General features: G+C 63.6%; 23 protein-coding genes and 2 riboswitches. Of the genes, 11 read left to right on the top strand and 12 right to left on the bottom strand.

The genetic code is table 11. From position 1 onward, the window contains the following. Positions 1 to 56 precede the first annotated feature (56 nt). Together IEI94_RS20870 and IEI94_RS20865 are read right to left on the bottom strand one after the other, a co-directional pair. Positions 57 to 1,331 carry a NupC/NupG family nucleoside CNT transporter gene (locus IEI94_RS20870; RefSeq protein WP_191169131.1) on the bottom strand — a complete coding sequence of 425 codons (1,275 nt, stop codon included), beginning with the start codon at positions 1,329 to 1,331 and terminating at the stop codon, positions 57 to 59. Positions 1,332 to 1,367: 36 nt separating this feature from the next. Further along, positions 1,368 to 2,186, bottom strand: coding sequence for an outer membrane protein OmpK (locus tag IEI94_RS20865; protein ID WP_191169130.1), 819 nt, complete (start codon positions 2,184 to 2,186; stop codon positions 1,368 to 1,370). 258 nt (positions 2,187 to 2,444) lie between these two features. Here IEI94_RS20865 and IEI94_RS20860 point away from each other — a divergent pair, with 258 nt between their 5' ends. Beyond that, the gene (locus IEI94_RS20860) at positions 2,445 to 3,218 is read left to right on the top strand and encodes a DeoR/GlpR family DNA-binding transcription regulator (protein ID WP_191169129.1); all 774 of its coding nucleotides are present in this window, start codon (positions 2,445 to 2,447) and stop codon (positions 3,216 to 3,218) included. A 10-nt stretch (positions 3,219 to 3,228) separates the two neighbouring features. Here the strand turns inward: IEI94_RS20860 and IEI94_RS20855 are convergent, their stop codons facing one another. Beyond that, positions 3,229 to 3,831 carry a class I SAM-dependent methyltransferase gene (locus tag IEI94_RS20855; protein ID WP_191169128.1) on the bottom strand — a complete coding sequence of 201 codons (603 nt, stop codon included), beginning with the start codon at positions 3,829 to 3,831 and terminating at the stop codon, positions 3,229 to 3,231. A gap of 260 nt (positions 3,832 to 4,091) precedes the next feature. On the opposite strand from IEI94_RS20855, the gene cyoA reads away from it, so the two are divergent. From cyoA to IEI94_RS20825, 6 genes are all read left to right on the top strand, one after another. After that, entirely contained in the window at positions 4,092 to 5,075 is a 984-nt protein-coding gene (gene cyoA / locus IEI94_RS20850; protein ID WP_191169127.1) for a ubiquinol oxidase subunit II, read from the top strand. A 3-nt stretch (positions 5,076 to 5,078) separates the two neighbouring features. Further along, complete coding sequence (gene cyoB, locus IEI94_RS20845; protein WP_191169126.1) at positions 5,079 to 7,103, top strand: cytochrome o ubiquinol oxidase subunit I; 2,025 nt, start codon at positions 5,079 to 5,081, stop codon at positions 7,101 to 7,103. Between the two features lie 3 nt (positions 7,104 to 7,106). After that, positions 7,107 to 7,727, top strand: coding sequence for a cytochrome o ubiquinol oxidase subunit III (gene cyoC / locus IEI94_RS20840; RefSeq protein WP_191169125.1), 621 nt, complete (start codon positions 7,107 to 7,109; stop codon positions 7,725 to 7,727). A 1-nt stretch (position 7,728) separates the two neighbouring features. Beyond that, a complete protein-coding gene (gene cyoD, locus IEI94_RS20835; protein WP_191169124.1) occupies positions 7,729 to 8,046 on the top strand; it encodes a cytochrome o ubiquinol oxidase subunit IV in 318 nt (105 codons plus the stop codon). Continuing rightward, entirely contained in the window at positions 8,046 to 8,927 is an 882-nt protein-coding gene (gene cyoE, locus IEI94_RS20830) for a heme o synthase (RefSeq protein WP_224750221.1), read from the top strand. Before cyoD ends, cyoE begins: the two co-directional genes overlap by 1 nt. A gap of 247 nt (positions 8,928 to 9,174) precedes the next feature. Beyond that, the gene (locus IEI94_RS20825) at positions 9,175 to 9,873 is read left to right on the top strand and encodes a CBS domain-containing protein (RefSeq protein ID WP_191169122.1); all 699 of its coding nucleotides are present in this window, start codon (positions 9,175 to 9,177) and stop codon (positions 9,871 to 9,873) included. 32 nt (positions 9,874 to 9,905) lie between these two features. Here IEI94_RS20825 and IEI94_RS20820 read toward each other — a convergent pair whose 3' ends face one another. The 3 genes from IEI94_RS20820 to IEI94_RS20810 all read right to left on the bottom strand — a co-directional run bounded on the left by IEI94_RS20820 (position 9,906) and on the right by IEI94_RS20810 (position 14,487). Continuing rightward, positions 9,906 to 11,033 carry an aminotransferase class V-fold PLP-dependent enzyme gene (locus IEI94_RS20820; protein WP_191169121.1) on the bottom strand — a complete coding sequence of 376 codons (1,128 nt, stop codon included), beginning with the start codon at positions 11,031 to 11,033 and terminating at the stop codon, positions 9,906 to 9,908. A 110-nt stretch (positions 11,034 to 11,143) separates the two neighbouring features. After that, entirely contained in the window at positions 11,144 to 13,315 is a 2,172-nt protein-coding gene (pta, locus tag IEI94_RS20815) for a phosphate acetyltransferase (RefSeq protein WP_191169120.1), read from the bottom strand. Further along, the gene (locus IEI94_RS20810; protein ID WP_191169119.1) at positions 13,312 to 14,487 is read right to left on the bottom strand and encodes an acetate/propionate family kinase; all 1,176 of its coding nucleotides are present in this window, start codon (positions 14,485 to 14,487) and stop codon (positions 13,312 to 13,314) included. The genes pta and IEI94_RS20810 overlap by 4 nt, the downstream gene beginning before the upstream one ends. A gap of 174 nt (positions 14,488 to 14,661) precedes the next feature. Between IEI94_RS20810 and IEI94_RS20805 the strand changes: the two genes are divergently transcribed. Beyond that, entirely contained in the window at positions 14,662 to 15,585 is a 924-nt protein-coding gene (locus IEI94_RS20805) for an EamA family transporter (protein WP_191169118.1), read from the top strand. Between the two features lie 133 nt (positions 15,586 to 15,718). Next, positions 15,719 to 16,225 carry a porin family protein gene (locus tag IEI94_RS20800; RefSeq protein ID WP_191169117.1) on the top strand — a complete coding sequence of 169 codons (507 nt, stop codon included), beginning with the start codon at positions 15,719 to 15,721 and terminating at the stop codon, positions 16,223 to 16,225. Between the two features lie 70 nt (positions 16,226 to 16,295). Here IEI94_RS20800 and IEI94_RS20795 read toward each other — a convergent pair whose 3' ends face one another. The 3 genes from IEI94_RS20795 to IEI94_RS20785 all read right to left on the bottom strand — a co-directional run bounded on the left by IEI94_RS20795 (position 16,296) and on the right by IEI94_RS20785 (position 20,686). Beyond that, the gene (locus IEI94_RS20795; RefSeq protein WP_191169116.1) at positions 16,296 to 17,813 is read right to left on the bottom strand and encodes a malonate--CoA ligase; all 1,518 of its coding nucleotides are present in this window, start codon (positions 17,811 to 17,813) and stop codon (positions 16,296 to 16,298) included. After that, entirely contained in the window at positions 17,810 to 19,165 is a 1,356-nt protein-coding gene (locus tag IEI94_RS20790) for a malonyl-CoA decarboxylase (protein ID WP_191169115.1), read from the bottom strand. The genes IEI94_RS20795 and IEI94_RS20790 overlap by 4 nt, the downstream gene beginning before the upstream one ends. A gap of 174 nt (positions 19,166 to 19,339) precedes the next feature. Then, a complete protein-coding gene (locus IEI94_RS20785; RefSeq protein WP_191169114.1) occupies positions 19,340 to 20,686 on the bottom strand; it encodes a short-chain fatty acid transporter in 1,347 nt (448 codons plus the stop codon). A gap of 240 nt (positions 20,687 to 20,926) precedes the next feature. Here IEI94_RS20785 and IEI94_RS20780 point away from each other — a divergent pair, with 240 nt between their 5' ends. Then, complete coding sequence (locus IEI94_RS20780) at positions 20,927 to 21,598, top strand: GntR family transcriptional regulator (RefSeq protein ID WP_191169113.1); 672 nt, start codon at positions 20,927 to 20,929, stop codon at positions 21,596 to 21,598. A 137-nt stretch (positions 21,599 to 21,735) separates the two neighbouring features. Further along, positions 21,736 to 21,915: a CsbD family protein gene (locus tag IEI94_RS20775; protein ID WP_191169112.1), complete on the top strand. Its 180-nt coding sequence runs from the start codon at positions 21,736 to 21,738 to the stop codon at positions 21,913 to 21,915. A 73-nt stretch (positions 21,916 to 21,988) separates the two neighbouring features. On the opposite strand, the gene thiC is transcribed toward IEI94_RS20775, so the two are convergent. From thiC to IEI94_RS20760, 3 genes are all read right to left on the bottom strand, one after another. Further along, entirely contained in the window at positions 21,989 to 23,878 is a 1,890-nt protein-coding gene (gene thiC, locus IEI94_RS20770; protein ID WP_318153432.1) for a phosphomethylpyrimidine synthase ThiC, read from the bottom strand. Between the two features lie 80 nt (positions 23,879 to 23,958). Beyond that, positions 23,959 to 24,068, bottom strand: a riboswitch (TPP riboswitch). Between the two features lie 221 nt (positions 24,069 to 24,289). Beyond that, the gene (tenA, locus tag IEI94_RS20765; RefSeq protein ID WP_191169111.1) at positions 24,290 to 24,958 is read right to left on the bottom strand and encodes a thiaminase II; all 669 of its coding nucleotides are present in this window, start codon (positions 24,956 to 24,958) and stop codon (positions 24,290 to 24,292) included. 82 nt (positions 24,959 to 25,040) lie between these two features. Further along, positions 25,041 to 25,175, bottom strand: a riboswitch (TPP riboswitch). A 39-nt stretch (positions 25,176 to 25,214) separates the two neighbouring features. Further along, positions 25,215 to 25,943 (bottom strand): CDP-alcohol phosphatidyltransferase family protein, encoded by a 729-nt coding sequence (locus IEI94_RS20760; protein ID WP_191169110.1) that lies wholly within the window; start codon positions 25,941 to 25,943, stop codon positions 25,215 to 25,217. Positions 25,944 to 25,960 lie beyond the last annotated feature (17 nt).

Raw genomic sequence — 25,960 nt, 5'->3', positions numbered from 1 at the left:
TGAGAAGGCGTGCAGTGGCGCTGCGGCGACGTGGCCGCAGCGCTCGATGTGTGATGCTAGCCTAGCGCACCCAGGGCCAGGAAGAACCCGGCGATGGAGGCCGACATCAGGTTGGAGAGGGTGCCGGCGAGCACCGCCTTGAGGCCGAACCGGGCGATATCCGGGCGCCGGCTCGGGGCGATGCTGCCGAGGCCGCCGAGCAGGATGGCGATCGACGACAGGTTGGCGAAGCCGCACAGCGCGAACGACAGGATCGCCATGGTGTGGGCGCTCATCGCCTGGCCGGTGGCGGCCACCACCTGCTCGCCGTCGAGGTAGGGCGCAAGGTTGATATAGGCGACGAACTCGTTGACCACCAGCTTCTGGCCGATAAAGGAGCCGGCCAGAGTCGCCTCGGCCCAGGGCACCCCGAGCAGGAAGGCCAGCGGCGCGAACAGCCAGCCGAGGATCAGCTCCAGGCTCAGCCACTCGGCGCCGAACCAGCCGCCGATGCCGCCCAGCATGCCGTTGATCAGCGCGATCAGGCCGATGAAAGCGAGCAGCATGGCACCGACGTTGGCGGCCAGCTTGAGCCCCGAGGTGGCGCCCGCCGCGGCGGCGTCGATGACGTTGGCGGGACGGTCCTCCTCCTCCTTGAGACGCTCCTCGGCCTCGGAGACGCTGTCTTCGGGCTCCTGGGTCTCGGGCATGATCAGCTTGGCGAACAGCAGCCCGCCCGGTGCGGCCATAAACGAGGCGGCCACCAGGTACTCCATGGGAATGCCCAGCGCGGCATAGCCGGCCAGCACCGAGCCGGCCACCGAGGCCAGCCCGCCGCACATCACCGCAAACAGCTGCGACGGGGTCATGCGCGCAATGAAGGGGCGTACCACCAGCGGCGCCTCGGTCTGGCCGACGAAGATATTGGCGGTCGCCGACAGCGACTCGGTGCGCGAGGTGCCCAGCGCCTTCTGCAGCGCGCCGCCGAGGATACGGATCACCCACTGCATGATGCCGATGTAGTAGAGCACGGCGATCAGCGACGAGAAGAAGATGATCACCGGCAGCACCTTGATGGCGAACACGAAGCCGACGGTGTCGGTATCGGCCAGGCCGCCGAACAGGAAGTCGATGCCATCGTTGGCGTAGGTCACCACCTGGCTGACGGCGTCGGAAATCGCGTAGAGCACGGTCTGGCCAAAGGGCACATAGAGAACGAAGGCTCCGATGCCGGCCTGGATGGCGAAGGCGCCGCCCACGGTACGCAGGCGAATGGCGCGACGGTCGGAAGAGAACGCTAGGGCGATCAGGATGAGGGTGGTCATCCCGACCAGGCTCATAAGGAGTGTCATAGGAGATCCTTCGAGTCGGGCTGGTGGAGGCGCAACTTACAGGAAGTTGAGCTTGATGGAGTAGATCATGGCGTTCTGATAGTCGTTGGGGGTACCCAGTTTGTTGTTGGCGTAGCGATACTGCACGCCGGTGGTAATCAGCTCGCTGGGGTGCCACCACAGGCTCAGTGCGCCGTTGGTGCCGACCACCCCGGCGCGGTCGCCGACGAAGTTCTGCTCAAGGTAGTCGTCGTCGCGGTCGAAGGTCTGTTCGTGCCAGTTGGTGACGCTGAAATTCTGCTCGAAAGCGGTGAAGTCGTAACCCGCGACCCAGCCGGCCATGTAGCCGTTCATGCCAGTGTAGGCATCGCTCTGCACCCTTGCCGCGCCGAGAAACGGCTTGATCCACAGGCCATTGTCGAAGGTGTGGCGGTAACCGGCACCGAGGATCTGGTCCTGCTCACGGGCGTTGAAGCCGTAGTCGCGGAAGTCATAGACGTGGGCATAGACCGAGAAGGGCGAGTCGCCGAGGTAGATATGCGAGGTCACCTTGGCCGCGGTGCGCAGATTGTCCTGGCCGTCGCTGGCCTCGTCGAACTGGTCGTTGGTGGGATTCTCGAGGTCGACGAAGCCGTAGAACTCGCCCCACTCGAAGCCCACGCCACCCTCGAGCTCGATGAACAAGAAGTCGCTCTTGGCGGCATTGTTGGCGGTGCGCCGCTCGGTGCCGGACGACCAGTCGAGATAGTTGAGCGAGACGTTGCCGAACGACCAGAGTGGCTGGGTGGCATCGGCCTGGACGCTGGAAGCGGCGGAAATGGCGAAGAGCGCGCCGGCACCTAAGGCGGCGAGAGAAGTGGGGCGGTGATATGTCATCGGGGCCTCGAGGCAGTTGTCGTTGTTGGTGTCCCGGCTGGGCCAGGGATAATCTACTGCTTGTGTGAAAGCTATAACACTCAGTGTTATTTTTCTAACATTTTTTTGCTCCGCTATTCGTACCTCGATGCGCATCAACGTGATTTCGGCGCTATGGCGGGAAGGTAGAACCAGGCTGAAGTGGAAATTACTCGGCCGCTGGCTCAGCATGGAGCCTTGCGGATCGATCAGTCTTATCAATGGGGAGGTGGCGATTAGATGAACGGCCGAAGCGCCATGCGCCTTGCCCGGCTACAGGATGCCCTGGCCGGGGGCGGTACCATCCATCTCAGCGAGGCGGCCAAGCTGTGTGGCGTCTCGGAAATGACCATTCGCCGCGACGTGGCCGCCAGCGACGGTGCCATGACGTTCCTTGGCGGCCATCTGATGATGGCCGCCAACCCGCAGTTCGCGCCGGTCTATGATCTCGACGAGCAGCAAGGCAGCCACTACCTGGCAAAACAGCGGCTGTGCCAGGGGGCGGCGTCATTCATCACCGAGGGTGACACGCTGTTCATCGACTGCGGCACCACCCTGATGCCCCTGCTGGGCATGCTCGGTGAGTTCGAGGAACTGACGGTGGTGACCTATGCGCTTAACGTGGCCAATGCGGTAGGTGCGCTCCCCAATGTACGCCTGGTGCTATTGGGCGGGCTTTATCACCCCAGCTCGCAGTCGTTCGGTAGCGGTGATATGTACGATGCGGTCAGGCGGCTGGGCATCAACAAGGCGTTTATCTCGGCGGCGGGGGTCGATCTGGAGCGCGGCGTGAGCTGTTTCCACTTTCACGAGGTGGCGCCCAAACAGGCGGCACTGGATACCGCGCTTTATCGGATTCTGGTGGTGGATGCCAGCAAGCTCGGCGTGGTGCGGCCGGCCTTCTTTGCCCAGTTGGAGGCGTTCGATGTCGTGGTGACCGATGCCAAGGCGGCACCGGTACTCAATGCTCGGGCCGGCGGAACCCACCAGCCGCCGCGGGTAATGGTAGCCTGACCCAAAGGGCTCACGGCTCGCAGAAATAGACCTGAGCGGGCGGGATGTTGAGCGGTTCGAAGCCGCGCCGCACGTTCTGGTAGGTGCGCTGCAGGTCGGGCAGTACCTTCGGTGAGAACTGGTAGATCAGCAGCTCGCCCTGGGCGGCGAGGGCATCGCGAGTGGCGCTGAGCACGCCGTTGCGAAGTTCCTCCGGCATGGTGCTGAAGGGAATGCCCGCCACCACGTAGTCGGCGGCGCTCAGCCCCCGCTCGGCGAGAATCGTCGCCACGTCTTCTGCTGATCCCGGCACCAGCTGCAGGCGCGGGTCAGGCAGCGCGGTACGTAAATAATCGACGAAGTCTTCATTGGTCTCGATGGCGACCAGGATTGCCTCGGGGTGCATGCGGCGCAGAATCTCGCGGCTGATGGTGCCGACACCCGGGCCGTATTCGACGATTACCCTGGCGCGCTCCCAGTCAACCGGAGCCAGCAGCCGGCGAATCAAGAAAGGCGAACTGGGAATAATCGAGCCCAGCATCTTGGGATGCTTGAAGAAGTTGCGCGCGAACAGCGAGAGCTGCTGGCGCTGGGAGTTCGGTGCGGCGGCGGTCTTGCGTTCCTCTACGTTCATGCATCCATCCCTTGGCAAGTGAGCGATTCTCCCACTCTAGGCCACTGGGCGGCGCTGTGGAAGGTGAACCCGACCGCCTACTGCGACGTTTGGTCGCTTTTGCGCATCAGCATTTCCTTATTCAATAGCCTCGATGTGGTGGTTTTGGCCACATTTCGGGCACCGCCTGCTGGGCGGTATTGGGTAAATTTCGCGCATTTCATTAGCATGCTCATATTGTGCGTGCGAATTTTTGCGTGTCTTGCTTACGAGAGAGTCCCATGAGCAAAATTCGCCGTTTTCTCGGCACCCTATCGTTATGGTCGCTATCGTTGCTGCTGGCCGGCTGCAGTTCGGCGCTGCTGGATCCCAAGGGGGAGATCGGGGTGGAGCAGCGTAGCCTGATCCTGACCTCCTTCGGTCTGATGCTGATCGTCGTGGTCCCCGTGATCGTCATGACGCTGCTGTTCGCCTGGCGCTATCGACACCGTGAGCGACCCGCTGCCTACCAGCCTGACTGGGCACACAACAATTGGATCGAGGCCGTGGTATGGGTGGTACCGTGCCTGATCATCGCCGTCTTGGCCGCCCTGACCTGGCATACCTCGCACACGCTAGATCCGCACAAGCCCCTCGCCTCCAGCGAAGACACCCTCGAGATCCAGGCCGTCTCCATGGACTGGAAGTGGCTGTTCATCTACCCCGAGCAGGGCATCGCTACGGTCAACGAGGTCGCCTTCCCGGTGGATGTTCCGGTGCGCTTTCGGGTCAGTTCCGATTCGGTGATGAACGCCTTCTTCATTCCCCAGCTGGGCAGCCAGATCTACGCCATGGCGGGCATGGATAACGATGTCCATCTGATCGCCAATCACCCGGGGCGCTACGCCGGTCGTTCCACCAACTATAGCGGCGCAGGCTTTTCCGGCATGACCTTCGAGGCGCTAGCCACCTCCGAGCAGGGGTTCGAGGCGTGGGTCGATAAGGTGCGTGCCGCCGAGCAGGGGCTCGACTATCCGGATCGCTACGCTGAACTGGCGGCGCCCAGCCAATATCACCCGGTCGAGTACTTCTCGAGCGTGACGCCGCACCTCTATGAGCAGTTGCTGCTCAGCTTCCACGACGGCGCCGAGCACGGTGACTCCCACGATTTGGAGAGCGCCACCGCCACTCGCAGCGACGCCGCCGACCATCGCGTCCGCCATCACCATACGGATCAACGAGATGCCCTGCGCCGTCAACCCGCGCGCACCGAGGCAGGGGGATAAGTCATGTTAGGAAAACTGAGTCTAGAGGCAATTCCTTACCACGAACCCATCATCATGGTCGTGGCCGCCATCATGGCGATCGGCGCCTTTGCCCTGATCGCTGCTCTCACCTACTACCGCAAATGGGGCTGGTTGTGGTCCGAGTGGTTCACCAGCGTCGACCACAAGAAGCTCGGCATCATGTATTTTCTGGTTGCCTTGGTGATGCTGCTACGCGGCTTCTCCGACGCCATCATGATGCGCCTCCAACTGGCCATGGCGGCCGGTGGCTCGATGGGCTATCTCCCGCCGGAGCACTACGATCAGATCTTCACCGCCCATGGCGTGATCATGATCTTCTTCGTCGCCATGCCGATGGTCATCGGCTTGATGAACCTGGTGGTGCCGCTGCAGATCGGCGCTCGCGATGTCGCCTATCCGTTCCTCAATAACCTCAGCTTCTGGCTGTTCGCCGCCGGGGCTATCCTGGTCAATGTGTCGCTGTTCGTCGGCGAGTTCGCCACCACCGGCTGGCTGGCCTATGCCCCCTTGTCGGGGATCGAGTACAGCCCCGGCGTCGGGGTCGACTACTGGATCTGGGCGCTGCAGATATCGGGAGTCGGCACCACGCTGACGGGGATCAACTTCTTCGTCACCATCCTCAAGATGCGTACCCCGGGGATGACGCTGTTCCGCATGCCGATCTTCACATGGACATCGCTGTGCGCCAACGTGCTGATCATCGCCTCCTTCCCGATTCTCACCGCCACCATTGCGCTGTTGACCCTGGACCGCTATCTGGGCATGCACTTCTTCACCAATGACTTCGGCGGCAACATGATGATGTACGTCAACCTCATCTGGGCCTGGGGGCATCCGGAGGTTTACATCCTCATCCTGCCGGCCTTCGGAGTCTTCTCGGAGGTGATCGCGACCTTTGCGCGCAAGCGTCTGTTTGGCTACACCACCATGGTGTGGGCGACGGTGGCGATCACGCTGCTGTCCTTCATCGTCTGGTTGCACCACTTCTTCACCATGGGGGCGGGGGCCAACGTCAATGCCTTCTTCGGCATCATGACGATGATCATCGCCATCCCCACCGGGGTGAAGGTATTCAACTGGCTGTTCACCATGTTCCGCGGGCGTCTCGAGTTCACCTCGCCGGTACTCTGGACGCTGGGCTTTATCATCACCTTCACCCTGGGCGGCATGACAGGGGTGATGCTGGCGGTGCCCGGCGCCAACTTCGTGCTTCACAACAGCCTGTTCGTCATCGCTCACTTCCATAACGTGATCGTCGGTGGTGTGGTGTTCGGCATGATGGCCGGCATGACCTACTGGTTCCCAAAGGCATTCGGCTTCACCCTCGACGAGACCTGGGGCAAGCGCGCCTTCTGGTGCTGGTTGATCGGCTTCTATCTGGCATTCATGCCGCTCTACGTGCTGAGCTTCTTCGGTGCCGTGCGGCGCATGCAGTCCTATGCCAATCCCGAGTGGCAGCCGTGGATGATCCTGGCGCTGGTCGGTGCGGTGGTGATCATGCTGGGCATCGCCTGCACCGTAATTCAGCTGTGGGTGAGCATCCGTGACCGGCGCCTAAATGCCGACGTCACCGGCGACCCCTGGAATGGCCGCACCCTGGAGTGGTCGGTCGCCTCGCCGCCGCCGCACTACAACTTCGCTCACGCCCCCGAGGTCGGCGGCATCGACAGCTTCTGGACCCACAAGCAGCGTGGCATCGAGGCCGTTGATCAAGTCCCTTACCAGGATATCCATATGCCCCGCAACACCGTGGCCGGGCCGATCATCAGCCTGTTTGCGGTGGTGCTGGGCTTCGCCCTGGTGTGGCACATCTGGTGGCTGGCGATCACCGCCGCCATCGGTGGCCTGGTGAGCTTCCTGGCCCGGGTGTTCAACGACGACATCGACTACTGGGTGCCCGCCGCAGAGGTGGCGCGCAGCGAGCGCGCCCATCAGCAGGCACGTGACGAATGGCAGACGAACGGATCGGCCCAGGGCGATTTCGCTCCGGCCGAGCTGCGGGGGTGATCCATGACGACCGATACCATCAAGCAGTGTGACGATCATGCACATCCGATGACCCACGGTCACCACGACACCGGCAGCATCAAGGTGTTCGGCTTCTGGGTCTACCTGATGAGCGACCTGGTCATCTTCGGCACCCTGTTCGCCACCTACGCCGTGCTTATGCGGGGCACGGCGGGCGGCCCCAGCGGTGCGGAGATCTTCGACCTGCGCCTGATCCTGGCGGGGACCCTGCTGCTGCTGGTGAGCAGCTTCACCTATGGCATGGCGGTGCTGTCGATGACCGCTGAGCGGCTGACCCGGCTCAAGGCCTGGTTGGTCGTGACCTTCCTGCTCGGGGCGGGATTCATCGCCATCGAGTTCTATGAGTTTCGCCACCTGATCCATGCCGGTCATGGGCCTGATCGCAGTGCCTTTCTGTCGGCTTTTTTCACCCTGGTCGGTACCCACGGGCTGCATGTGCTGTTCGGGCTGCTGTGGCTGGTCGTGGTGTTGGTACAGCTGCAGACCAAGGGGCTGAATGACATGACGCGACCGCGCATCCTGTGCCTGAGCCTGTTCTGGCACTTCCTGGATGTGGTGTGGATCTGCGTATTCTCGTTCGTCTATCTGATGGGGGTAGTGTGATATGAAGGATTCACCGATAGCGCACGGTAGCGTCAGATCCTATGTGATTGGCCTGGCACTCTCGCTGGTACTCACGGCGATTCCCTTCGCCGTGGTGATGGGCGATCTGGTCGCCGCGTCCACCAAGGTGCTGGTGATCGTGGCGGCCGCGGTGTCGCAGGTGCTGGTGCAGCTGATCATGTTCATGCACATGGACACCAAGCAGGAGGAGGGCTGGAACGTCATGTCCTTGGTCTTCACGGTGACCATACTCGGTCTGGTAGTGGGAGGCTCGCTGTGGATCATGCACCACCTGCATCTCAACATGATGATCGGCTGATGTCGGCCCCTGGCCGCTGGCGGGATCTGCTTGAGCTGACCAAGCCGGGCATTATCGGGGGTAACCTGATTGCCACCCTGGGCGGCTATTTTCTCGCCGCCCAGGGGCAGTTCGCGTGGCTCAGCTTTGTCGCGGTCATGGTGGGGATTGCATTGATCATCGCGTCCGGCTGTGCGTGTAATAACGTCATAGACCGCGATATTGATGCATTGATGGCGCGCACGCGCCATCGCCCCCTGGTAAGGGGCAGCCTGTCCATCACCCAGGCGCTGGGCGTGTCGGCGCTTTTGGGCGTGACCGGCGTGGTGTGCTTAGCACTGGGCACCAACGGCTTGACCGTTGCCTTGGCGGTGATTGGCTGGGGCGTCTATGTGGGGCTCTATAGCCTCTACATGAAGCGCCGCTCGGAGTACGGCACCTTGGTGGGCAGCCTCTCCGGTGCCATGCCACCGGTGGTGGGCTACTGCGCGGTCACCGGGCAGTTCGATAGCGGTGCTTTTATGCTGCTGGTGATCTTCTGCCTGTGGCAGATGCCGCACTCCTACGCGATTGCGATTTTTCGCTATGCGGATTACCAGCGGGCATCGATTCCGGTGTTGCCGGTGGTGCGCGGGGTGACAATGGCGAAACACCATATCCTGGGCTATATCGTGGCGTTTATCCCGGCCTCGCTGGCGCTGGTGTTGGCCAGCCAAGCGGGGATGGGGTATCTCTGCGTGGCGCTTACCATGGGCGGCTACTGGCTCTACCTGGCGCTGCGCGGTTATCGGTTGGACGACGATGTGCGCTGGGCCAAGCAGGTGTTCGGTGTCTCTATCCTTACCATCACCGCGATAAGTCTCGTTATGGTGCTGGAGGCCATGGTGCCGATGCTAGCGTAAAGCGTCCGTGGGTGAATGAATGCCCACCATAAAACCGCCCTCGGCAGCCTCTGCCTGGGGCGGTTTTTTTACTTCACCCTGTTCGCCAAGGTGCTGTGATCGTGGCGGCCGCGCTGTGCTGAGGGGGCAGCCCCCAGGGACGGTTGGCGTTAGCTTGTCGTGGGTCAAGGTCGCTGTATCGCCGCACTGCTAAGCTCAAAGAGTCGAGCGACGATCATGCGTCGCTGCGTTTGAGGAGGACGTCATCATGCAAGCCTTCGATGTCATGACCCAGGATGTGATCAGTGTTTCGGTGGATACCGAGGTGCGTGAAATTGCTGGTCTGCTACTCGAGAATCGCATCAGCGCGGTGCCGGTGGTCGGCGCCCAGGACCAGGTGCTGGGAATCGTCAGTGAGGGTGACCTGATGCGCCGGGTCGAGACCGGCACCGAACGACGCAGTTCCTGGTGGCTGGCCAATCTGTTCAGCGGTGCTCAGAGTGCCGGCGAGTACGTCAAGTCCCACGGCCGCAAGGCGGGTGAGATCATGACGCCCGATCCGGTGACCATCGCTGAGGACACTCCTCTCGACGAGGTGGCCAAGCTGCTCGAGAAGCACCATATCAAGCGCGTGCCTGTAGTCCGGGATGGTCGGCTGGTGGGCATCGTCAGCCGCGCCAATCTGCTGCACGGCCTGGCCATGGCTGGGGTCAGCAAGTCTCAGCCGCCCAGTAGCGATGACCGCGATATCCGTGCCGCGATCATCAAGGAGCTCAAGGACAATACCGATGTGCTGACCGACCATATCAACGTCATGGTCAGCGGTGGTGAAGTGCAGCTGTGGGGGCTGGTGGAGAGCAAGCAGGAGAAGCTGGCCGTGCAGGTCGCCGCCGAAAACATCAACGGCGTGGTGCGGGTCGAGAATCACCTCGGCTACATGCCCCGCGGTGGGCTCAGCGGCACTTGAGGTGCGGCGCCTTGATGGCGCCGCAGTCGTTTCTATGTCTCGTTCAGGCGTGACAGCGCTGTTTCCAGCGCCGCCACGCTGCGCTCGACGTGATGCAGCTTGTCGAGGCCGAACAGGCCGATGCGGAAGGTGCGGAAGTCGTCGCCCTCATCGCACATCAGCGGTACGCCGCCGGCAACTTGCAGCCCGGCCGCGGCAAACTTGGCGGCAATGCCTGCATCGTCGCTGTAGCTGACCACCACCCCGGGGGCCTGGAAGCCCGCGGCGGCAACGCTTTTGAAGCCATGCTCGCTGAGCAGGGTGCGCACCCGCTCGCCCAGCTCGAGCTGCTCGGCGCGCACCTTGTCGAAGCCGTAGGCCTCGGTCTCGGCCATGATATCGCGTAGCCGCCGCAGGCCGTCGGTGGGCATGGTGGCATGGTAGGCGTGGCCGCCGTTCTCGTAGGCCTGCATGATCTCGTACCACTTGCGCAGATCGGCGGCGAAGCTCGAGCTGGTGGTGGTCGCCAGGCGCTCCAGCGCCCGCGGCGACATCATCACCATGGCGCAGCCCGGAGAACCGCTCCATCCCTTCTGCGGCGCGCTGATCAGCACGTCGACACCGGTCTCCTGCATATCCACCCACAGCGTGCCCGAGGCGATGCAGTCGAGTACCAGCAGGCCGCCGACGGCGTGGACGGCCTCGGCCAGGCGGCGAATATAGTCGTCGGGCAGTAGCATCCCCGCGGAGGTCTCGACATGCGGGGCGAACACGACGTCGGGGCGCTCGGCTTCGATAGCAGCAACAGCCTCTTCGATAGGTACGGGGGCAAACGGCGCCTGGGCCCCATCGCCCTGGCGGCGCGCCTTGAGCACGGTGGCGCTGGCCGGCAGGTCGCCCATCTCGAGGATCTGTGTCCAGCGGTAGCTAAACCAGCCGTTGCGGATCGTCAGCGTCTTGTTGCCGGCCGCGAACTGCCGTGCCACTGACTCCATGCCGAAGGTGCCGCTGCCCGGCACGATGGCGACACCGGCGGCGTTATAGACTCGCTTGAGGGTTGCGGAGACATCGTTCATCACGCCCTGGAAGGCACGCGACATGTGGTTGAGCGAGCGGTCGGTATAGACCACCGAGTATTCGAGCAGGCCGTCGGGATCGACGTCGGGCAGTAGTCCGGGCATGGTCAGCCTCTTTCGTGTCAGCGTGGCGTGTGGATAGGCCTAAGCCTAAGGGCATTGCGCCGCTTGGGCCAGGCGGATGCTATCGTGATGGACCCGGATGGCAGCAAAATTCACTGTGCTGCCTGGATCGCGGTCAGCGCGATGGTGTAGACGATGTCGTCGACCAGGGCGCCACGCGAGAGGTCGTTGACCGGCTTGTTGAGGCCCTGGAGCATGGGGCCGACGCTGACCACCTTGGCGCTGCGCTGCACCGCCTTGTAGGTGGTGTTGCCGGTGTTGAGGTCGGGGAACACGAACACCGTGGCCTGGCCGGCGACCGGGGAGTCGGGGGCCTTCTGCTTGCCGACGCTCTCGATCGCCGCGGCGTCGTACTGCAGTGGGCCGTCGATCAGCAGCTCGGGGGCGCGCTGGCGGGCGATGCGGGTCGCCTCGCGAACCTTGTCGACGTCGCTGCCGCTGCCCGACTCGCCGGTGGAGTAGCTGATCATCGCCACCTTGGGTTCGATACCGAAGGCCTTGGCCGAGCGCGCGCTCTGGATGGCGATCTCGGCCAGCGCTTCGGCGTCGGGGTCGGGGTTGACCGCGCAGTCGCCGTAGACCACTACCTGCTCGGGCAGCAGCATAAAGAAGATCGACGAGACCAGGCGGTAGTCCGGTGCGGTCTTGATCAGTTGGAAGGCCGGGCGCACCGTGTTGGCGGTGGTGTGCACCGCGCCGGAGACCAAGCCGTCGACCTCGCCACGATGCAGCATCATGGTGCCCAGCACGACCGTGTCCTGTAGCTGCGCCTCGGCCATCGGCTCGTTGATCTTGCCGCGACGGCGTTCGACCATATCGGCAATATAGTCGTGATAGATACCCTCCGGATCGATGATCTCCAGCTCCTCGGGCAGGGCGATGCCGCGGCTGCGCGCCACACTCTCGACCTCCTCGCGCTTGGCCAGCAGCACGCAGTCGGCGATGCCGCGCCGCTGGCACAGCGCTGCGGCTTCCACGGTACGGGGCTCGCTGCCTTCCGGTAGCACGATGCGTTTGCGCACCTGCTGGGCCTTCTTGACCAGCTGATGACGAAACGCCGACGGCGACAGGCGTCGGATATAGCCGCGGCTGAGGTGATCCTTGAGCCACTGCAGGTCGATATGCGCGGCAACGAAGTGGGCCACCTGTTCGGCACGCTCCAGGTCGTCGACGGGAATCTCGCTGCTCATGCGAGATAGATGCTGCACGGTGGTATAGCTGTCGGTCTCCACCGCCAGCACCGGCAGCCCGGTCTTCAGCGCAGGGCGGCAGGCGTCGATCATGGCGTCGTTGGGCAGGTAGCCGTTGGTCAGCATGACGCCCGCCAGCGGGGTGCCGTTCATGGTCATCAGCGCGGCGGCGAGCAGGATATCGTCGCGGTCGCCGGAGGTGACGATCAGGCTACCGGGCTTGAAAACCTCGAGGGCGTGGGCGGCGCGGCGGCCGCACAGACTGGTACTCAGCACTCGTCTGCTGGCGGCATCACCTTCGTTGAGCCAGCGCGCGCCGAGGGCTTCGGCGACATCCTTGGTGCGCGGTACGCTGAGGGTGTCGCTGAAGGGCACCACGCCGATCATATGGAAGCGGTCGGTGGCCAGCGCCGGTGAGTGGCGGCGCAGCTCCTCGAGCATACCGGCATCGAGGGTCACGTTGGCCGCGCCTGGGGCGATCGGCTGCTCGCCGCTGGGCGGCGCTGGCAGGCCCTTCATGCGCATCAGGATGCAGCCCATGGTGCGTGTGGAACTGACGCCGCCAAAGCTGCGCGAGTGCATGTCGAGCTGTTCGGCCAACTCGCGGGGCGCGGCCAGGTCGCCGCTGCCGACGAAGATGATGCGGGCATTCAAGGCCTGAGCCAGCTGGGCGTTGAGCTGGTTGGCGTAGGTGCTGTGTGCGGTGGGCACTAACCCTTCCACCACCACGATGTCCTGAGTGGTATCCGCCTCGCTGGCGGCCTGCTGGTGCAGCTCGATCACCGACTCCAGCAGTTCGTCGAGCTGGTCGTCGCGTAGCAGACGCTCGAGATGCTCCTGGGTGATCGGTGTCGGCGTCGTGCGGCCCAGCGCCCGGGCGACCAGGGCGCTGGAGCGGTCCGGGCCGCTGCCGTTGAGTTCGCGCTGCATGAACGGCTTGAGGAAGCCGGCCTTCATGCCGATGAAATCCAGCGCCTGGATCAGCCCCAGGCAGGCCGAGGTGAGGCCGGCGCCTACCGAGGTGGGCACCATCAGCAGGGTCTGAACCTGGCGGTCGTCGGGTAGCGGGGTCATGCCTGGCGCTCCAGCAGTTCGCGAGTTTCGCGGGCGATCTGGCCCTCCTCATCGGTGGGGATTACCCACAGCTGGGGGCCCTCACCGGCGTCGATACGACCCTCGCGGCCGCGCAGGGTGGCCTGGTTGGCCGCCTCATCGAGGCCTAGTCCGAAGTGGGGCAGGGCGGCGATCACCTTGGTGCGTACGGTCGGCGAGTTTTCGCCGATGCCGCCGGTGAAGATCAGTCCGCTCAGCGATGGCAGGGCACAGGAGAGTGCCGCCAGCGATTTGGCAATGCGGTAGCAGAATACCTCCAGTGCCAGGCTGGCACCGGCGTGGCCGCGTTCAGCAGCGGCTTCCAGTTCGCGCATGTCGTTGGTCAGTTCCGACAGGCCCTTGAGGCCGCTGCGCTGGTTGAGCATGGCATCTATCTCGTCCAGCGACCAACCCAACTGGCGGTGCAGGTGTGCGTGCAGGCCGGGGTCGACGTCGCCGCTGCGGGTGCCCATTACCAGGCCTTCGAGGGGCGTCAGGCCCATGCTGGTATCGCGGCTCTGGCCGTGCCACACCGCGCAAGTTGAGCAGCCGTTGCCGAGGTGGGCGGTGAGCCAGCCGTGGTCGCTGCCGCCGACCAGTTCATCGGCGCGCCGACTGACGAAGGCGTGGCTGGTGCCGTGGAAACCGTAGCGGCGAATGCCGTGCTCGCGATACAGCGACTCGGGCAAGGCATAGCGATAGGCGTGGGCCGGCAGGCTCTGATGGAAGGCGGTGTCGAACACGCCGACCTGGGGCAGCTCGGGGAACAGGGCACGGGTGGCGGCGATGCCGGCCAGGTTGGCCGGGTTGTGCAGCGGTGCCAGCGCCGAGGTCTCTTCTACTGCGGCGATAACGTCATCGTCGAGCCGCGAGGCGCGGGTAAAGTGTTCGCCGCCGTGAACGATGCGATGGCCTACGGCCACCGGCATATGACCGTCGAGGCGGGCGAAGATCGCCTTCAGCGCTGCGGCGTGATCGGCGCCTGGCAGTGCTGTCTCGTGGCGCTGGCCTTGGATGTCCTTGGCCTTGAGCAGCGCTTCCTGGCTCCCCAGCCGCTCGGCGATACCTTCCAGACGCGGCCCGTCGTCGGCGGGAATCAGCGCATACTTGATAGAGGAAGAACCGCAGTTGATGACCAGAACGGGGGCTTTCATGGGCGATCTGTGAACCTGTGTCGTATATAGAGCTAGAAGATAAGACCTTAGTATAACATTTTGCGTCGCTGGCTGAATCGAAGGCAGTCGGTGGCGGGCCGCAGCGCTGGGTTTGCCGGCCAAACTATGCTCTGATAGCCGCTTGGATTAGCCTGCTATCGATTGGATCCCTGAATGACACCGCCCGCTCTGACCCCCGCGCCACTGCCCCGCCACCTGGCTATCGTCCTGCTACTGAGTGTGGCATGCCTGTTCGCCGCCAACCATGTGGCCGCGCGACTGGCCTTCGACGACGGTACCGGCCTGCTGCTGGCGATCATGGCGCGCTCGAGCCTGGCACTGCTGGTGCTGGGTACGCTGCTGGCGATCAAGCGTACGCCGCTGCAACTGCCTGCGGGCAGCTGGCCCTGGCAGCTTGGCGTTGGGTTGCTGATTGCACTGCAGAGTCTGTTCCTCTATTCGGCGGTGGCGAGGCTGCCGGTAGCGGTAGCCCTGCTGTTGATGAACACCTTTCCGATCCTGCTGGCGCTGCTGACATGGGCGCTGGGCGGCGCCCGCCCGACGCTGCGAGCCACGCTTATCATGGCGGTGATCCTGGTGGGGCTGGTGGTGGTGCTCGATGTCCCCACCTGGCTTGCCGATCCCGCCCAGATGGGCGATGACTGGGTAGCGGGGGTGGCCTTCGGCATCGGTGCGGCGGCGGTGTTCTCCTGCGCGCTGTGGATTACCGACCGACGCCTGGCCCGGGTCAGCAATACCCTGCGTACCTTCCTGACCATGGGCGTGGTACTTCTCAGCATGTTGGTCGCTGGCGTGGCAGGGTTGGTCCCCGGTGGGCTCGCTCTGCCCGCCAGCGTCAGCGGCTGGAGCGGCCTTACGGCGCTGGCGCTGCTGTATGGCATCGGTTTCTCGATGCTGTTCATATCGTTGCCACGCCTCAATATGGCGCGCAACGCCCCGGTGATGAATATCGAGCCGGTGGCTTCGCTGGTGCTGGGCTATATCGTGCTGGGGCAGATGCTGGGCCCGACCCAACTGCTGGGGGGTGCCATCGTGCTGGGAGGGATAGTGGTACTGGGGCTATCGCGTCGCGCCTGAGAGGCTGCTTGAACACCCTCTGAGCAACACTTAATGCAACAACCGTGGAAATGAAGCGATCTCATTTGTCTTTTGTGGCGCACTGGACCACACTGCCGACGGGTAAGAAAACACTGTTTCCTAAGTGAGGTGTGTGATGAAGACATTGCTTTCCGTTAGTGCCATTGCATTGTTTACCGCTGCAGCTGCCAGCACGGCTCACGCCCAGCAGGCGCAGACCTTCTACCCGCAGGGCTATGTCGGCGGTGACGCCATGTTCTGGGATCTCAACCCCGACCGCGGTAGCAGCCGAGACGACGTCGGCCTGCGTCTGCGCGGTGGCGCCCAGATCAACGACTACTTCGCGGTCGAAGGCCATCTCGGCGGCGGCGGCTCCGACGGCCCGGTCGAGCTCGACTACCTGGTCGGTGCCTATGCCAAGGGCATCCTGCCGGTGGCCGACGAAATCCGGCTCTATGGTCTGGCCGGCTTCACCGAGGTGGACTTCGACGTCGACCGCCAGAGCGGTTTCTCCTATGGCGCCGGTGCGGAATTCGACGTTGCCCAGAACCTCTCGGTGGGTGCCGACTACATCCGCTACCTCGACAAGTCGAACTACACCTTCGACGCCGCCAGCGTCGGTCTGCGCTACCGCTTCTAAGCGCCTGCCTCAGGTGTGATCTCACCGCGCCCCCGGTCGACGACCGGGGGCGCGGTCGTGTGGGGGCCGCTCAGCGGTAGGTGGCGTCGAACTGTCGGCGCAGCTCGTTCTTCTGCACCTTGCCCATGGTGTTGCGGGGCAGGCTGTCGACGAAGAACACTCGCTTGGGCTGCTTGTACTTGGCCAGCCGGCCGTCGAGGTGGGCGAGTACCTCGGTCTCATCGAGACTGACCCCCGGTTGACGCACTACCACGGCGGTAACGCCCTCACCGAAGTCAGGGTGGGGGAGGCCAATCACCGCAGACTCCTGCACCTCGTCGAGCTCGTCGAGCAGCTGCTCGACCTCCTTGGGGTAGACGTTATAGCCGCCGGAGATCACCAGGTCCTTGTCGCGGCCGACGATATGCACATAGCCACGCTCGTCGACCAGGGCCAGGTCGCCGGTAATGAAGAAGCCGTCCTCCAGCAACTCCTCACGGGTCTTCTCGGGCATCCGCCAGTAGCCGATGAAGACGTTGGGACCGCGAATCTGCAGCATGCCGATCTCGCCCTGGGGCACCTCATCACCTGTCTCGCGGTCGGTGATGCGATACTCCACACCGGGCAGCGGCATACCCACGGTGCCGGCGCGGCGCTCGCCTTCATACGGATTGGAGAGGTTCATGTTGGTCTCGGTCATGCCGTAGCGCTCGAGGATGGCGTGACCGGTCTTGGCCTCGAAGGCCTGATGGGTTTCGGCGGTGAGCGGTGCCGAGCCGGAGACGAACAGGCGCATGTTGGCGGTCGCCTCGGGGGACAGGCGCGGATCCTGCACCAGGCGGGTGTAGAAGGTCGGCACGCCCATCAGCACGCTGCCATGAGGCATCTCCTCGAAGACCACGTCGGCGTCGAATTTCGGCAAGAACAGCATGCTCGAGCCGGTCATCAGAGTGACGTTGCAGGCCACGAACAGGCCGTGGGTGTGGAAGATCGGCAGAGCATGAATCAGCCGGTCCGCGGCGCTAAAGTGCCAGGCCTGGCGCAGGGTCTCGGCGTTGGAGCCGAGGTTGCGATGGGTCAGCATGGCACCCTTGGAGCGGCCGGTGGTGCCCGAGGTGTAGAGGATCGCCGCCAGGTCGCGCTCGCCCAGGGTGGCGATCTCTTCCCGCGGGGTGGCGCTGGCGGCCTTCTCCATCAGGCTGCCGTCGGCGGCGGCGCCCAGCGTCTCGACGGCGGGGCAGCCGGTGTCGTCGGCGAGCTGGCGGGCTTGAGCGATATCCGCAGGACGGCAGACGAACAGCGCCGGTTCGGCGTCGCTGAGGAAGTAGCGGATCTCCTCTCCGGTATAGCCGGTATTGAGCGGCAGGTAGACGGCGCCGCTGCGCAGGCACGCCAGGTAGAGCAGGATCGCCTCCGGGCTCTTGTCGACCTGCACCGCGACCCGGTCCCCTTGCGCCACGCCCAGCTCGGCCAGGGCCCCGGCGAGCCGGGCGCTCTCGGTAAGGGCGTCGGTGTAGGCGTAGCGGCGCCCCTCGCGGGTGGTGATAAAGTCGGCGTCGCCGCGCGCCTGCATGCGCTCGGCAAAGGTCGCGAAGAGGTTGTGGTTCATGTGGGACTGTCTCCGGTGATCAGCTTCCTGGCGCGCTTGGTGAGATCCTTGACCTCGCTGGAGCGTGCCACACTGGCGTTGGCAATATAGTTTTCATGGTTGCGCTCGATGTCATCGAGCACGTAGAGGTAGTTGACCATCAACCCGGCGGCTTGCCTAAGCCCCTTGGTGGAGGTGTCGCCGAGCCAGTTGATGCGATGTAGCTGCGCGCCGTTACCGAGGTGGAAGCGTGCCACCGGGTTGAGCGGCAGCCCACTACGGTGTTTGGCCTCGGCCAGATACCTCGCCGCCAAGGGCTTGATGATGGCGCCCAGTTGGTCGGCTAGTTCGGGTCGTTGATGCCAGTCTGGGGTATCCAGCGCCTCGAGCGCGTGGCGCGTGGCGCCGGTCAGGCTGTTGCTCTCACGCTGCTCGTTCAGCCACTGGGCGAAGCCGGGCACCGGTGAAAGGGTCACGAAGTGCCGTAGCTGCGGCAGCTCCTGCTTGAGCTCCTGGACCACCTGCTTGATCAGGAAGTTGCCAAACGAGATGCCGCGCAGGCCGGTCTGGCAGTTGCTGATGCCAAAGAAGGCCGCGGTGTCGGCGTCCTCGGGCTCTTCCACGCCGGCATCTTCCCCGGCCAGGATCGGCTGGATACGGCTTGGTAGCCCCTTGTGCAGCGCCACTTCAACGAAAATCAGCGGTTCGTCGCCGATCGCCGGATGGAAGAAGGCGAAGCAGCGGCGGTGGCGGGCGTCGAGGCGACGACGCAGGTCGTCCCAGTCCTGAATCTCGTGGACCGCTTCGTAGCGGATGATCTTCTCGAGGATCGATGCCGGGGTGTTCCAGTCGATACGCCTGAGTACCAGAAAGCCGCGGTTGAACCAGGAGCCGAACAGATGCGCGAAGTCGGCATCGATGGCCTGTAGCGCGGGGGCCTCCTTGAGCTGGCCGAGCAGGTCCTCGCGCATCTTGACCAGCTGGTAGGTGCCGCCACTGGCCAGATTGAGGCGCCGGAACAGTTCCTGGCGGCGTGGCTCGCAGGCATTGAACAGCGCCTGGAGGCTGCTGTTGTCACGCGCTTCCCGATAGGCCGAGTACGTGGCGTCGATCTGTGCCGGATCGGCGGCGAAGACGTCTGCCAGAGTGTGGAAGAACGCGTGCTTTTGACCGTCATCGAGTTGCCGGTAGATCGCCAGCGCGCGGCTCGCCTGGGTGATGCTGGAGGCTTCGCCATCGCTCTCCAGCAGATCGTGACACGCCTCGACCAGCACCTTGTGGTCGTGAACCACGGCGTCGCCCTGGCGCCGCCACAGCAGCGCATCGCGCTGGGTGATGTTGTTGAACAGCTCCTGCAGGAAGCTCATGTTCATGGTCTGTTACCCCCGTCTTGGCTTAGGGAAACACTGCATAAATGTCTGCGCGAGCGAATCACTGCGTTGCGCGGTGCTGGTGCGCCAGCCCGGTCGAAATCCCCACCTATATCCGGTTTCTGTGCTCCGTGCGCCTTGTGCTTCATCCCGCTCGCCGATTTATGCTGCGTTTCCTTAGGGGAAGAAGGTCAGGCCGATCACGTAGAACGGAATCGAGATGATCAACAGCGTCATGCAGTAGCCCATGATATGGCGTGCCTTGACGCCGGTAATACCCAGCAACGCCAGTGCCCAGAACGGCTGGAACATGTTGGTCCAGGTGTCGCCGGCACCGAAGGCGGTGATGATGCGCCCGATCGATACATCGAGCTCCTTCGCCACCTCCATCAGAATCGGACCTTGCACGGCCCATTGACCGCCGCCGGAAGGCACGAAGATATTGAGCAGACCCGCGGCGAACCAGCTGATCACGGGCAGGGTCTGGGGCGTGGCAATGCTGAGCATCGCATCGACGAAGATCACGGCGAGGCCCGACAGCGTCACCATGCCCATGATGCCGCCGTAGAAGGGAAACTGCAGGATGATGCCACTGGCCCCCTTGGTGGCGTCGGTTACCGCATTCATGTAGCGCACCGGGGTCTTGTGCAGGGCCAGTCCCAGGAACAGGAACAGGAAGTTGACAATATTGAGGTTGAGGTCAAAGCCGTTGCGCGAGAAGTGTATGATCGCATAGCTTCCTGCCAGCACCAGCAGGACGACCGTGAACCATACCGAATCCATGCGCGCGCCGATGCTATCGGCATCTTCCTGTTGCGGCTGAGGCTCCTCCTCCTTCAGGAACTGAGGGGCATAGGCGTCGATGCCGGCCATCTCGTCTTTCTTGCGAGGCGACATCAGGTAGAAGGTGACTGGCACGACCACGGCGATCAGCATCAGGCTGTTGAGCAGAGCATAGCTCGAGAAGGCGGTCTGGGTGATGGGAATGATGCCGATAGCGTCTTCCAGAAAGTGACCGCTGGTGGCCACGGTAAGGCCGGATGAGGAGGAGGGCCCCATATGCCAGACCATCTGGCCGGAGTAGCCCGCCGCGACGATCAAGGGATAGTGCAGCTTGATGCCCTGGCGGTGGGCCGCCTTGCCGATCTCGAGGGCGAAGATAGCCCCTACAATCAGCCCAAGCGCCCAGTTGAACCAGGAGAAAGCGCAGGCAACCAGCGCGGTAAGAGCCGCCGCCTGAGCGCTGCTGGCGGGTTGAGAGGCCAGCCGCTGGATCCACTTCTTGACGGCAGGGGCCGTTGCCAAGGCGTGGCCGGTGACCAGGATCAGGACCATCTGCATGGTGAAGGAGAGCAGGTCCCAGAAGCCCTCGTACCAGTGGTCGACCATGGCCAGCAGGCCACTGTCGGTCAGTATCAGGCCGAGCAGGAAGGTGACGATGGTCAACAGCACGGCAAAGATGATCGGCTCGGGCATGTAGCGTTCCGAGAAGCGCGAAAAGGTATCGCCTAGTTGTTTTATCATGGGGTGTCTCGCTGTCGGGGTAATGGAAGTTGTTGTACGTCCATGGCAGGCAGCGCGGGGCTGCTCCCTGTGGCTGGCGTGATTCACCTCAAGCGGAGGACGCTTTATTCTTGTATGGCATTTACTAAAATATCCATCATATCGAAATGATGTATATATCAATAGATTTGATGTGTACTACTGTCAAGTTTATGACGCTTTGTCTAGGCTGCTATGAGCGGTCGCGACAGGAGGGGAGAGATGACCGGTGCCAAGCGTTCCAGCGCGCAGCGACTCAGGGATGCGCTGGAGGATGACATCATCAATGGCCGGCGGGCGCCGGGAGAGCGGCTAGATCCCGAGGCGTTGGGGCAGGCATTCAAGGTATCGCGAACACCGGTGAGAGAAGCGATTCAGCAGCTGGTGGCCAGCGGTTTGGTCACGGTGTCGCCAAAGAAGGGCACCTTCGTGGCCAAGGTGGGCCTGGAAGAGCTGATCGAAATGTTCGAGGTGATGGCCGAGCTGGAGGGGATGTGTGGCCGCTTGGCGGCACGCCGCATCAGCGACCAGGAGCTCACGGCCTTGCAGGAAGCCCTCGATCGCTGTGAAGTCGCTGCCCGAGGAGGGGATCCCGACGACTATTATTACGAGAATGAAGCCTTTCATGCCTGTATCTATGCGGCCAGTCACAACGCTTTTCTGGCTGAGGAGGCGCGTCAGCTCAAGCAGCGCTTGAAGCCCTATCGTCGTCTGCAGCTTCAGGTCCGCCAGCGCATGAGCAACTCCCTGGGCGAGCATCGCGAGATCGTTGCTGCGATTCAGCAGGGAGATGCCGAGCTTGCCGAGCGGGCACTGCGCGAGCATGTGCTGATTCAGGGCGAGCGCTTTAGCGACTTCGTGGCCAGTATCAAAGTGTTTGGGGGCTCGCCATGACGTGGTCGAAATAGTCCAGGTTATTGACGCCCAGCGCTATAAAGCGGCTACGCTGTGAGTGGCGCTGCTCGTCCGAGCCGTCGGCTCAGGCGTTCACGCAGCGTTTTCACTGCACTCACGGATTCGAGGTGTTGATCATGACCAATGGAAAGACGGACAAACTCAAGGGGTCTGCGAACAAGGCCGCAGGCAAGGTCAAGGAAGCGACTGGCAAGGCCACCGGCAGTACCGAGACCGAGCTTAAAGGCAAGGCACAGCAGGCCAAGGGCGAGCTGCAGAAGGGCAAGGGCGAGGTCAAGGACAAGCTCAAGAAGTAGTCTGTGCCAGACTTCGCACTCGCGTTGCCAAATCGCAGGGGCCAGTAGGCCCCTGCGTCGTGTCTGGCGCTCGTCATACTTCCTTATAAAGTTCGCCTCCCGTCTTCCTGAACTTCTCCGCCTGCTCTTCCATGCCTTTCATGACGGCTTCCTGATCGCCGTTCAGCCCGTGTTCGTTGGCGTAGTCGCGGACCTCCTGGCTGATCTTCATGGAGCAGAACTTCGGTCCGCACATGGAGCAGAAGTGGGCCACCTTGGCGGAGTCCTTGGGCAGGGTCTCGTCGTGGTACTCCCGGGCGGTATCCGGGTCCAGGCCGAGGTTGAACTGGTCCTCCCAGCGGAACTCGAAGCGCGCCTTGGACAGTGCGTTGTCGCGCCGCTGGGCAGCCGGGTGGCCCTTGGCGAGATCTGCCGCGTGGGCGGCGATCTTGTAGGTGATGATACCGGTCTTGACGTCGTCCTTGTTGGGCAGGCCCAGGTGCTCCTTGGGGGTCACGTAGCAGAGCATGGCGCAGCCGTACCAGCCGATCATGGCGGCGCCGATGCCGGAGGTGATGTGGTCGTAGCCGGGGGCGATATCGGTGACCAGCGGGCCGAGGGTGTAGAAGGGCGCCTCGTCGCAGTACTCCAGCTGCTTCTCCATGTTCTCCTTGACCAGGTGCATGGGCACGTGGCCCGGCCCCTCGATCATCACCTGGACATCATGCTTCCAGGCGATATGGGTCAGCTCACCGAGGGTCTTGAGCTCGGCCATCTGTGCTTCGTCGTTGGCGTCGGCCACCGAACCGGGGCGCAGGCCGTCGCCCAGGGAGAAGGCCACATCGTACTGCTTGCAGATCTCGCAGATCTCCTCGAAGTGGGTATAGAGGAAGCTCTCCCGGTGATGGAACAGGCACCACTTGGCCATGATCGAGCCGCCCCGGGAGACGATGCCGGTGACCCGCTTGGCGGTGAGCGGCACATAGCGCAGCAAGACGCCGGCGTGGATGGTGAAGTAGTCCACGCCCTGTTCGGCTTGCTCGATGAGGGTGTCGCGGAACACCTCCCAGGTGAGGTCCTCGGCCACGCCGTTGACCTTCTCCAGCGCCTGGTAGATGGGCACCGTGCCGATGGGCACCGGGGCGTTGCGGATGATCCACTCGCGGGTCTCGTGGATGTTCTGGCCGGTGGAGAGGTCCATGATGGTATCCGAGCCCCAGCGGATCCCCCAGGTCATCTTGTCGACCTCCTCCTCAATGGAGGAAGTCACCGCCGAGTTGCCCAGGTTGCCGTTAATCTTCACCAGGAAGTTGCGGCCGATGATCATCGGCTCGGACTCGGGGTGGTTGATATTGCAGGGGATGATCGCCCGGCCCGCGGCCACTTCCGCACGCACGAATTCCGGTGTGATCTCCTCCGGCAGCCGGGCGCCGAAGCCTTCGCCCGGGTGCTGGTGCCCCAGTATTCGTTCGACCTCTGCCGTCCCCAGGGCTTGTCTGCGCTGATTTTCCCGAATGGCAATAAACTCCATCTCCGGGGTGATGATTCCCTGTCGGGCGTAGTGCAGCTGGGTGACGTTCTTCCCCGCCTTGGCGCGCCGCGGCGTGCGCTTCAGGTCGAAGCGCAGCTTGGCCAGCATGGGATCGTTGGCGCGGCGCTTGCCATAGTCGGAGGTAGGGCCGTCGAGGAACTCGGTGTCGCCACGCTCCTCGATCCAGGCACGGCGCAGCTCCGGCAGGCCGCGGCGCAGGTCGACGCTGATCGCGGGGTCGGTATAGGGGCCGGAGGTGTCGTAGACCAGCAGCGGCGGGTTCTCCTCATCGGCGCCGGAGGTCTTGGTCGGCGACAGCGAAATCTCGCGGAAGGGTACGCGGATATCGGGCCGCGAGCCTTCGATATGCACCTTGCGCGAGCCGGGTAGCGGCTGGATGGCGGCCTCGTCGACCATGGCGGTCTCGGCCAGAAAATGGGTGGTCTTGCTCATCGCTGTTCTCCCTTGGTCAAGCGTTGTGGTTGTCAGGGAGGACCGCTGGGAAGGACAGGGGCCGCCAGGCGGAGTGCCGTGGCGGCGTGTCGCTTGATCCCTACGCTGGTCCTAGCCAGTTCAGGTTCAACGGGATCCATGCTTGGGCGCATGATCTCAGCCGTCGGTAACGGCACCCCGTCAAGCGTGGTGGTCGGCGATACCGGAGTATCGCGGTGAAGCGTGTCGCCTTGACCAGAGGCGACGCGTGGTTACTGCTCGAAGGCTGGCACGAGGTGAGCCGAGCGCCGGGGACAAGGCGGAGCGAGGGTTTTTTGCCATGGATGGCAAAAGTAGCGCCCAGGGAAGGGTTTACAGCGCCCTCGCGCAGGCTTGTCCCCGGCATAGCTCGGCGATAGCGTGGCCACTGCCTTAGTCCGCACCATCCAGCCCCATCTGCCAGAAGTCGATCTCGAGCCGCGTCGCGTCGCGGAAGATCCGCGTCAGCTCCTCGAAGCGCGCCGGGGTGACGTCGGCCAGGCGCGCATCGAGCCATTCGAGTTCGGCACGCATGGCGGCCTGGAACTCTTCGCCCTCGTACATGGCGATCCAGGCGTCATAGGGGTTGGCATCGCCGCGCAGGGTATCGGGCTGGGCATTGAGCCAGTTGGCGATCTCGCCATAGCCGATCAGGCAGGGGGCGAGCGCCACATGCAGGTCGAGCAGGTCGCCGCGGTTGCCGGTATCCAGCACGTAGCGGGTATAGGCGAGGGTGGCGCGGGCTTCGGGGAGCTCGGCCAGCTGCTGCTCACTGATGCCCCACTCCCGGCAGTAGCCGACGTGCAGCTCGAGCTCGACGTCGACGATCGCCTTCAAGCCTTCATACGCCTGGCGCAGATCGGCCAGGGTCGGGCTCTTGTAGGCGGCCAGCGCATAGGCACGCGCAAAGTGGATCAGAAACAGGTAGTCCTGCTTGAGGTAGTGGCGGAAGGCCTCATCGGCGAGGCGGCCCTGGCCCAACTGACGAACGAAGTCGTGCTCGATATAGGCGCGCCAATCGTCCTGGCAAGCGGCGGTGAGGTCGGTAAAGCGATAGCCCATCTTTCCTCCGGTATCAGATCGGATCCGGAGCGGGCGGGAGGAAGAAAGAGGTGGCCGGGTCAGGTGGCGGGCAGATGCCGCGTCAGGGCCACCGCTTGATCCCTACGCCGGTACGAGCCGGATCAGGTTCTACGGGCCCCGCCGTGATGACTGTTGCACTGCCGTGCGTGTCATATGGCGATCTCAGCCGGTTCCACCGGCACCCCGTCAAGCGATGCCAGGAGTGTAGCAGCCTGCCGGGCTTAACTCTAATCGACTATTTTGCGGCTGGCTTGCCAGCCAGCCAGTGAACATCGAGGGCAAAGGAGAGGCTTAACAGCAGCAGCGCCAGTGCCGTCAGCAGGCTGGCCTGGGCGGCTGACACCGCGGGCAGCAGGGCGATCATCAGGGCGACCACCTGGACGACACACACCGCCTTGCGGCGCAGACTCTCCGGCAGCGGCGCCCGCAGCCAGGGCCACAGATGCCCGCTGACCACGAAGACGTAGCGCATCGCGCCGATCAGCAGCACCCAGCTGCCGACCTTGCCGAGCACCACCAGCGCCAGGCATAGCAGCAGAATAAAGCTGGCGTCCAGTTCCATATCGAAGCGTGCACCAAAGGCGCTGCTGGATCCGGTGCGTCGGGCCACCCAGCCATCGATACCGTCGAGCAGCAGTGCGGCGCCAGCGATAGCGGCGAGCGCAACGGCGTGCTGCTGCCACAGGGCCGGCCACCACAGACTACCAGCGAGCAGCGCGATCAAAGTGCCGCGCAGCAGCGTTACACGGTTAGCCCAGCCAAACCGGCGCAGCTCCCCGGTCCAGGCAGCTGCCACCAGCCCCGCGATGATGAGATAGCTCAGGCCGCTGGTAAGTGCCAGCCACCCCGGTGCGGTCAGCGCATGCTGGGCGAGCTGCGCTAACACCAGCACCACGGCCAGCCCGGCTGCCAGGTCGGCAAAGGGGCGCTGAACGGTGGCGGAGGGAGAGAGTATCCGGCTCATGCTGGTCTCTTATGCGC

It is taken from the genome of Halomonas sp. ML-15 (assembly GCF_014779595.1).
Taxonomy (GTDB): domain Bacteria; phylum Pseudomonadota; class Gammaproteobacteria; order Pseudomonadales; family Halomonadaceae; genus Franzmannia.
This window is presented reverse-complemented; position numbering and strand designations above follow the sequence as displayed.

Coding starts and splice junctions, on each gene's coding strand:
- IEI94_RS20775 (WP_191169112.1), top strand. CDS start 21,736: ATGACCAATGGAAAGACGGACAAACTCAAGGGGTCTGCGAACAAGGCC.
- IEI94_RS20760 (WP_191169110.1), bottom strand. CDS start 25,943: ATGAGCCGGATACTCTCTCCCTCCGCCACCGTTCAGCGCCCCTTTGCC.
- IEI94_RS20820 (WP_191169121.1), bottom strand. CDS start 11,033: ATGCCCGGACTACTGCCCGACGTCGATCCCGACGGCCTGCTCGAATAC.
- IEI94_RS20795 (WP_191169116.1), bottom strand. CDS start 17,813: ATGAACCACAACCTCTTCGCGACCTTTGCCGAGCGCATGCAGGCGCGC.
- IEI94_RS20785 (WP_191169114.1), bottom strand. CDS start 20,686: ATGATAAAACAACTAGGCGATACCTTTTCGCGCTTCTCGGAACGCTAC.
- cyoE (WP_224750221.1), top strand. CDS start 8,046: ATGTCGGCCCCTGGCCGCTGGCGGGATCTGCTTGAGCTGACCAAGCCG.
- IEI94_RS20860 (WP_191169129.1), top strand. CDS start 2,445: ATGAACGGCCGAAGCGCCATGCGCCTTGCCCGGCTACAGGATGCCCTG.
- IEI94_RS20865 (WP_191169130.1), bottom strand. CDS start 2,186: ATGACATATCACCGCCCCACTTCTCTCGCCGCCTTAGGTGCCGGCGCG.
- IEI94_RS20780 (WP_191169113.1), top strand. CDS start 20,927: ATGACCGGTGCCAAGCGTTCCAGCGCGCAGCGACTCAGGGATGCGCTG.
- tenA (WP_191169111.1), bottom strand. CDS start 24,958: ATGGGCTATCGCTTTACCGACCTCACCGCCGCTTGCCAGGACGATTGG.
- IEI94_RS20870 (WP_191169131.1), bottom strand. CDS start 1,331: ATGACACTCCTTATGAGCCTGGTCGGGATGACCACCCTCATCCTGATC.
- thiC (WP_318153432.1), bottom strand. CDS start 23,878: ATGAGCAAGACCACCCATTTTCTGGCCGAGACCGCCATGGTCGACGAG.
- IEI94_RS20825 (WP_191169122.1), top strand. CDS start 9,175: ATGCAAGCCTTCGATGTCATGACCCAGGATGTGATCAGTGTTTCGGTG.
- cyoC (WP_191169125.1), top strand. CDS start 7,107: ATGACGACCGATACCATCAAGCAGTGTGACGATCATGCACATCCGATG.
- cyoB (WP_191169126.1), top strand. CDS start 5,079: ATGTTAGGAAAACTGAGTCTAGAGGCAATTCCTTACCACGAACCCATC.
- IEI94_RS20805 (WP_191169118.1), top strand. CDS start 14,662: ATGACACCGCCCGCTCTGACCCCCGCGCCACTGCCCCGCCACCTGGCT.
- IEI94_RS20855 (WP_191169128.1), bottom strand. CDS start 3,831: ATGAACGTAGAGGAACGCAAGACCGCCGCCGCACCGAACTCCCAGCGC.
- IEI94_RS20810 (WP_191169119.1), bottom strand. CDS start 14,487: ATGAAAGCCCCCGTTCTGGTCATCAACTGCGGTTCTTCCTCTATCAAG.
- pta (WP_191169120.1), bottom strand. CDS start 13,315: ATGACCCCGCTACCCGACGACCGCCAGGTTCAGACCCTGCTGATGGTG.
- cyoD (WP_191169124.1), top strand. CDS start 7,729: ATGAAGGATTCACCGATAGCGCACGGTAGCGTCAGATCCTATGTGATT.
- cyoA (WP_191169127.1), top strand. CDS start 4,092: ATGAGCAAAATTCGCCGTTTTCTCGGCACCCTATCGTTATGGTCGCTA.
- IEI94_RS20790 (WP_191169115.1), bottom strand. CDS start 19,165: ATGAACATGAGCTTCCTGCAGGAGCTGTTCAACAACATCACCCAGCGC.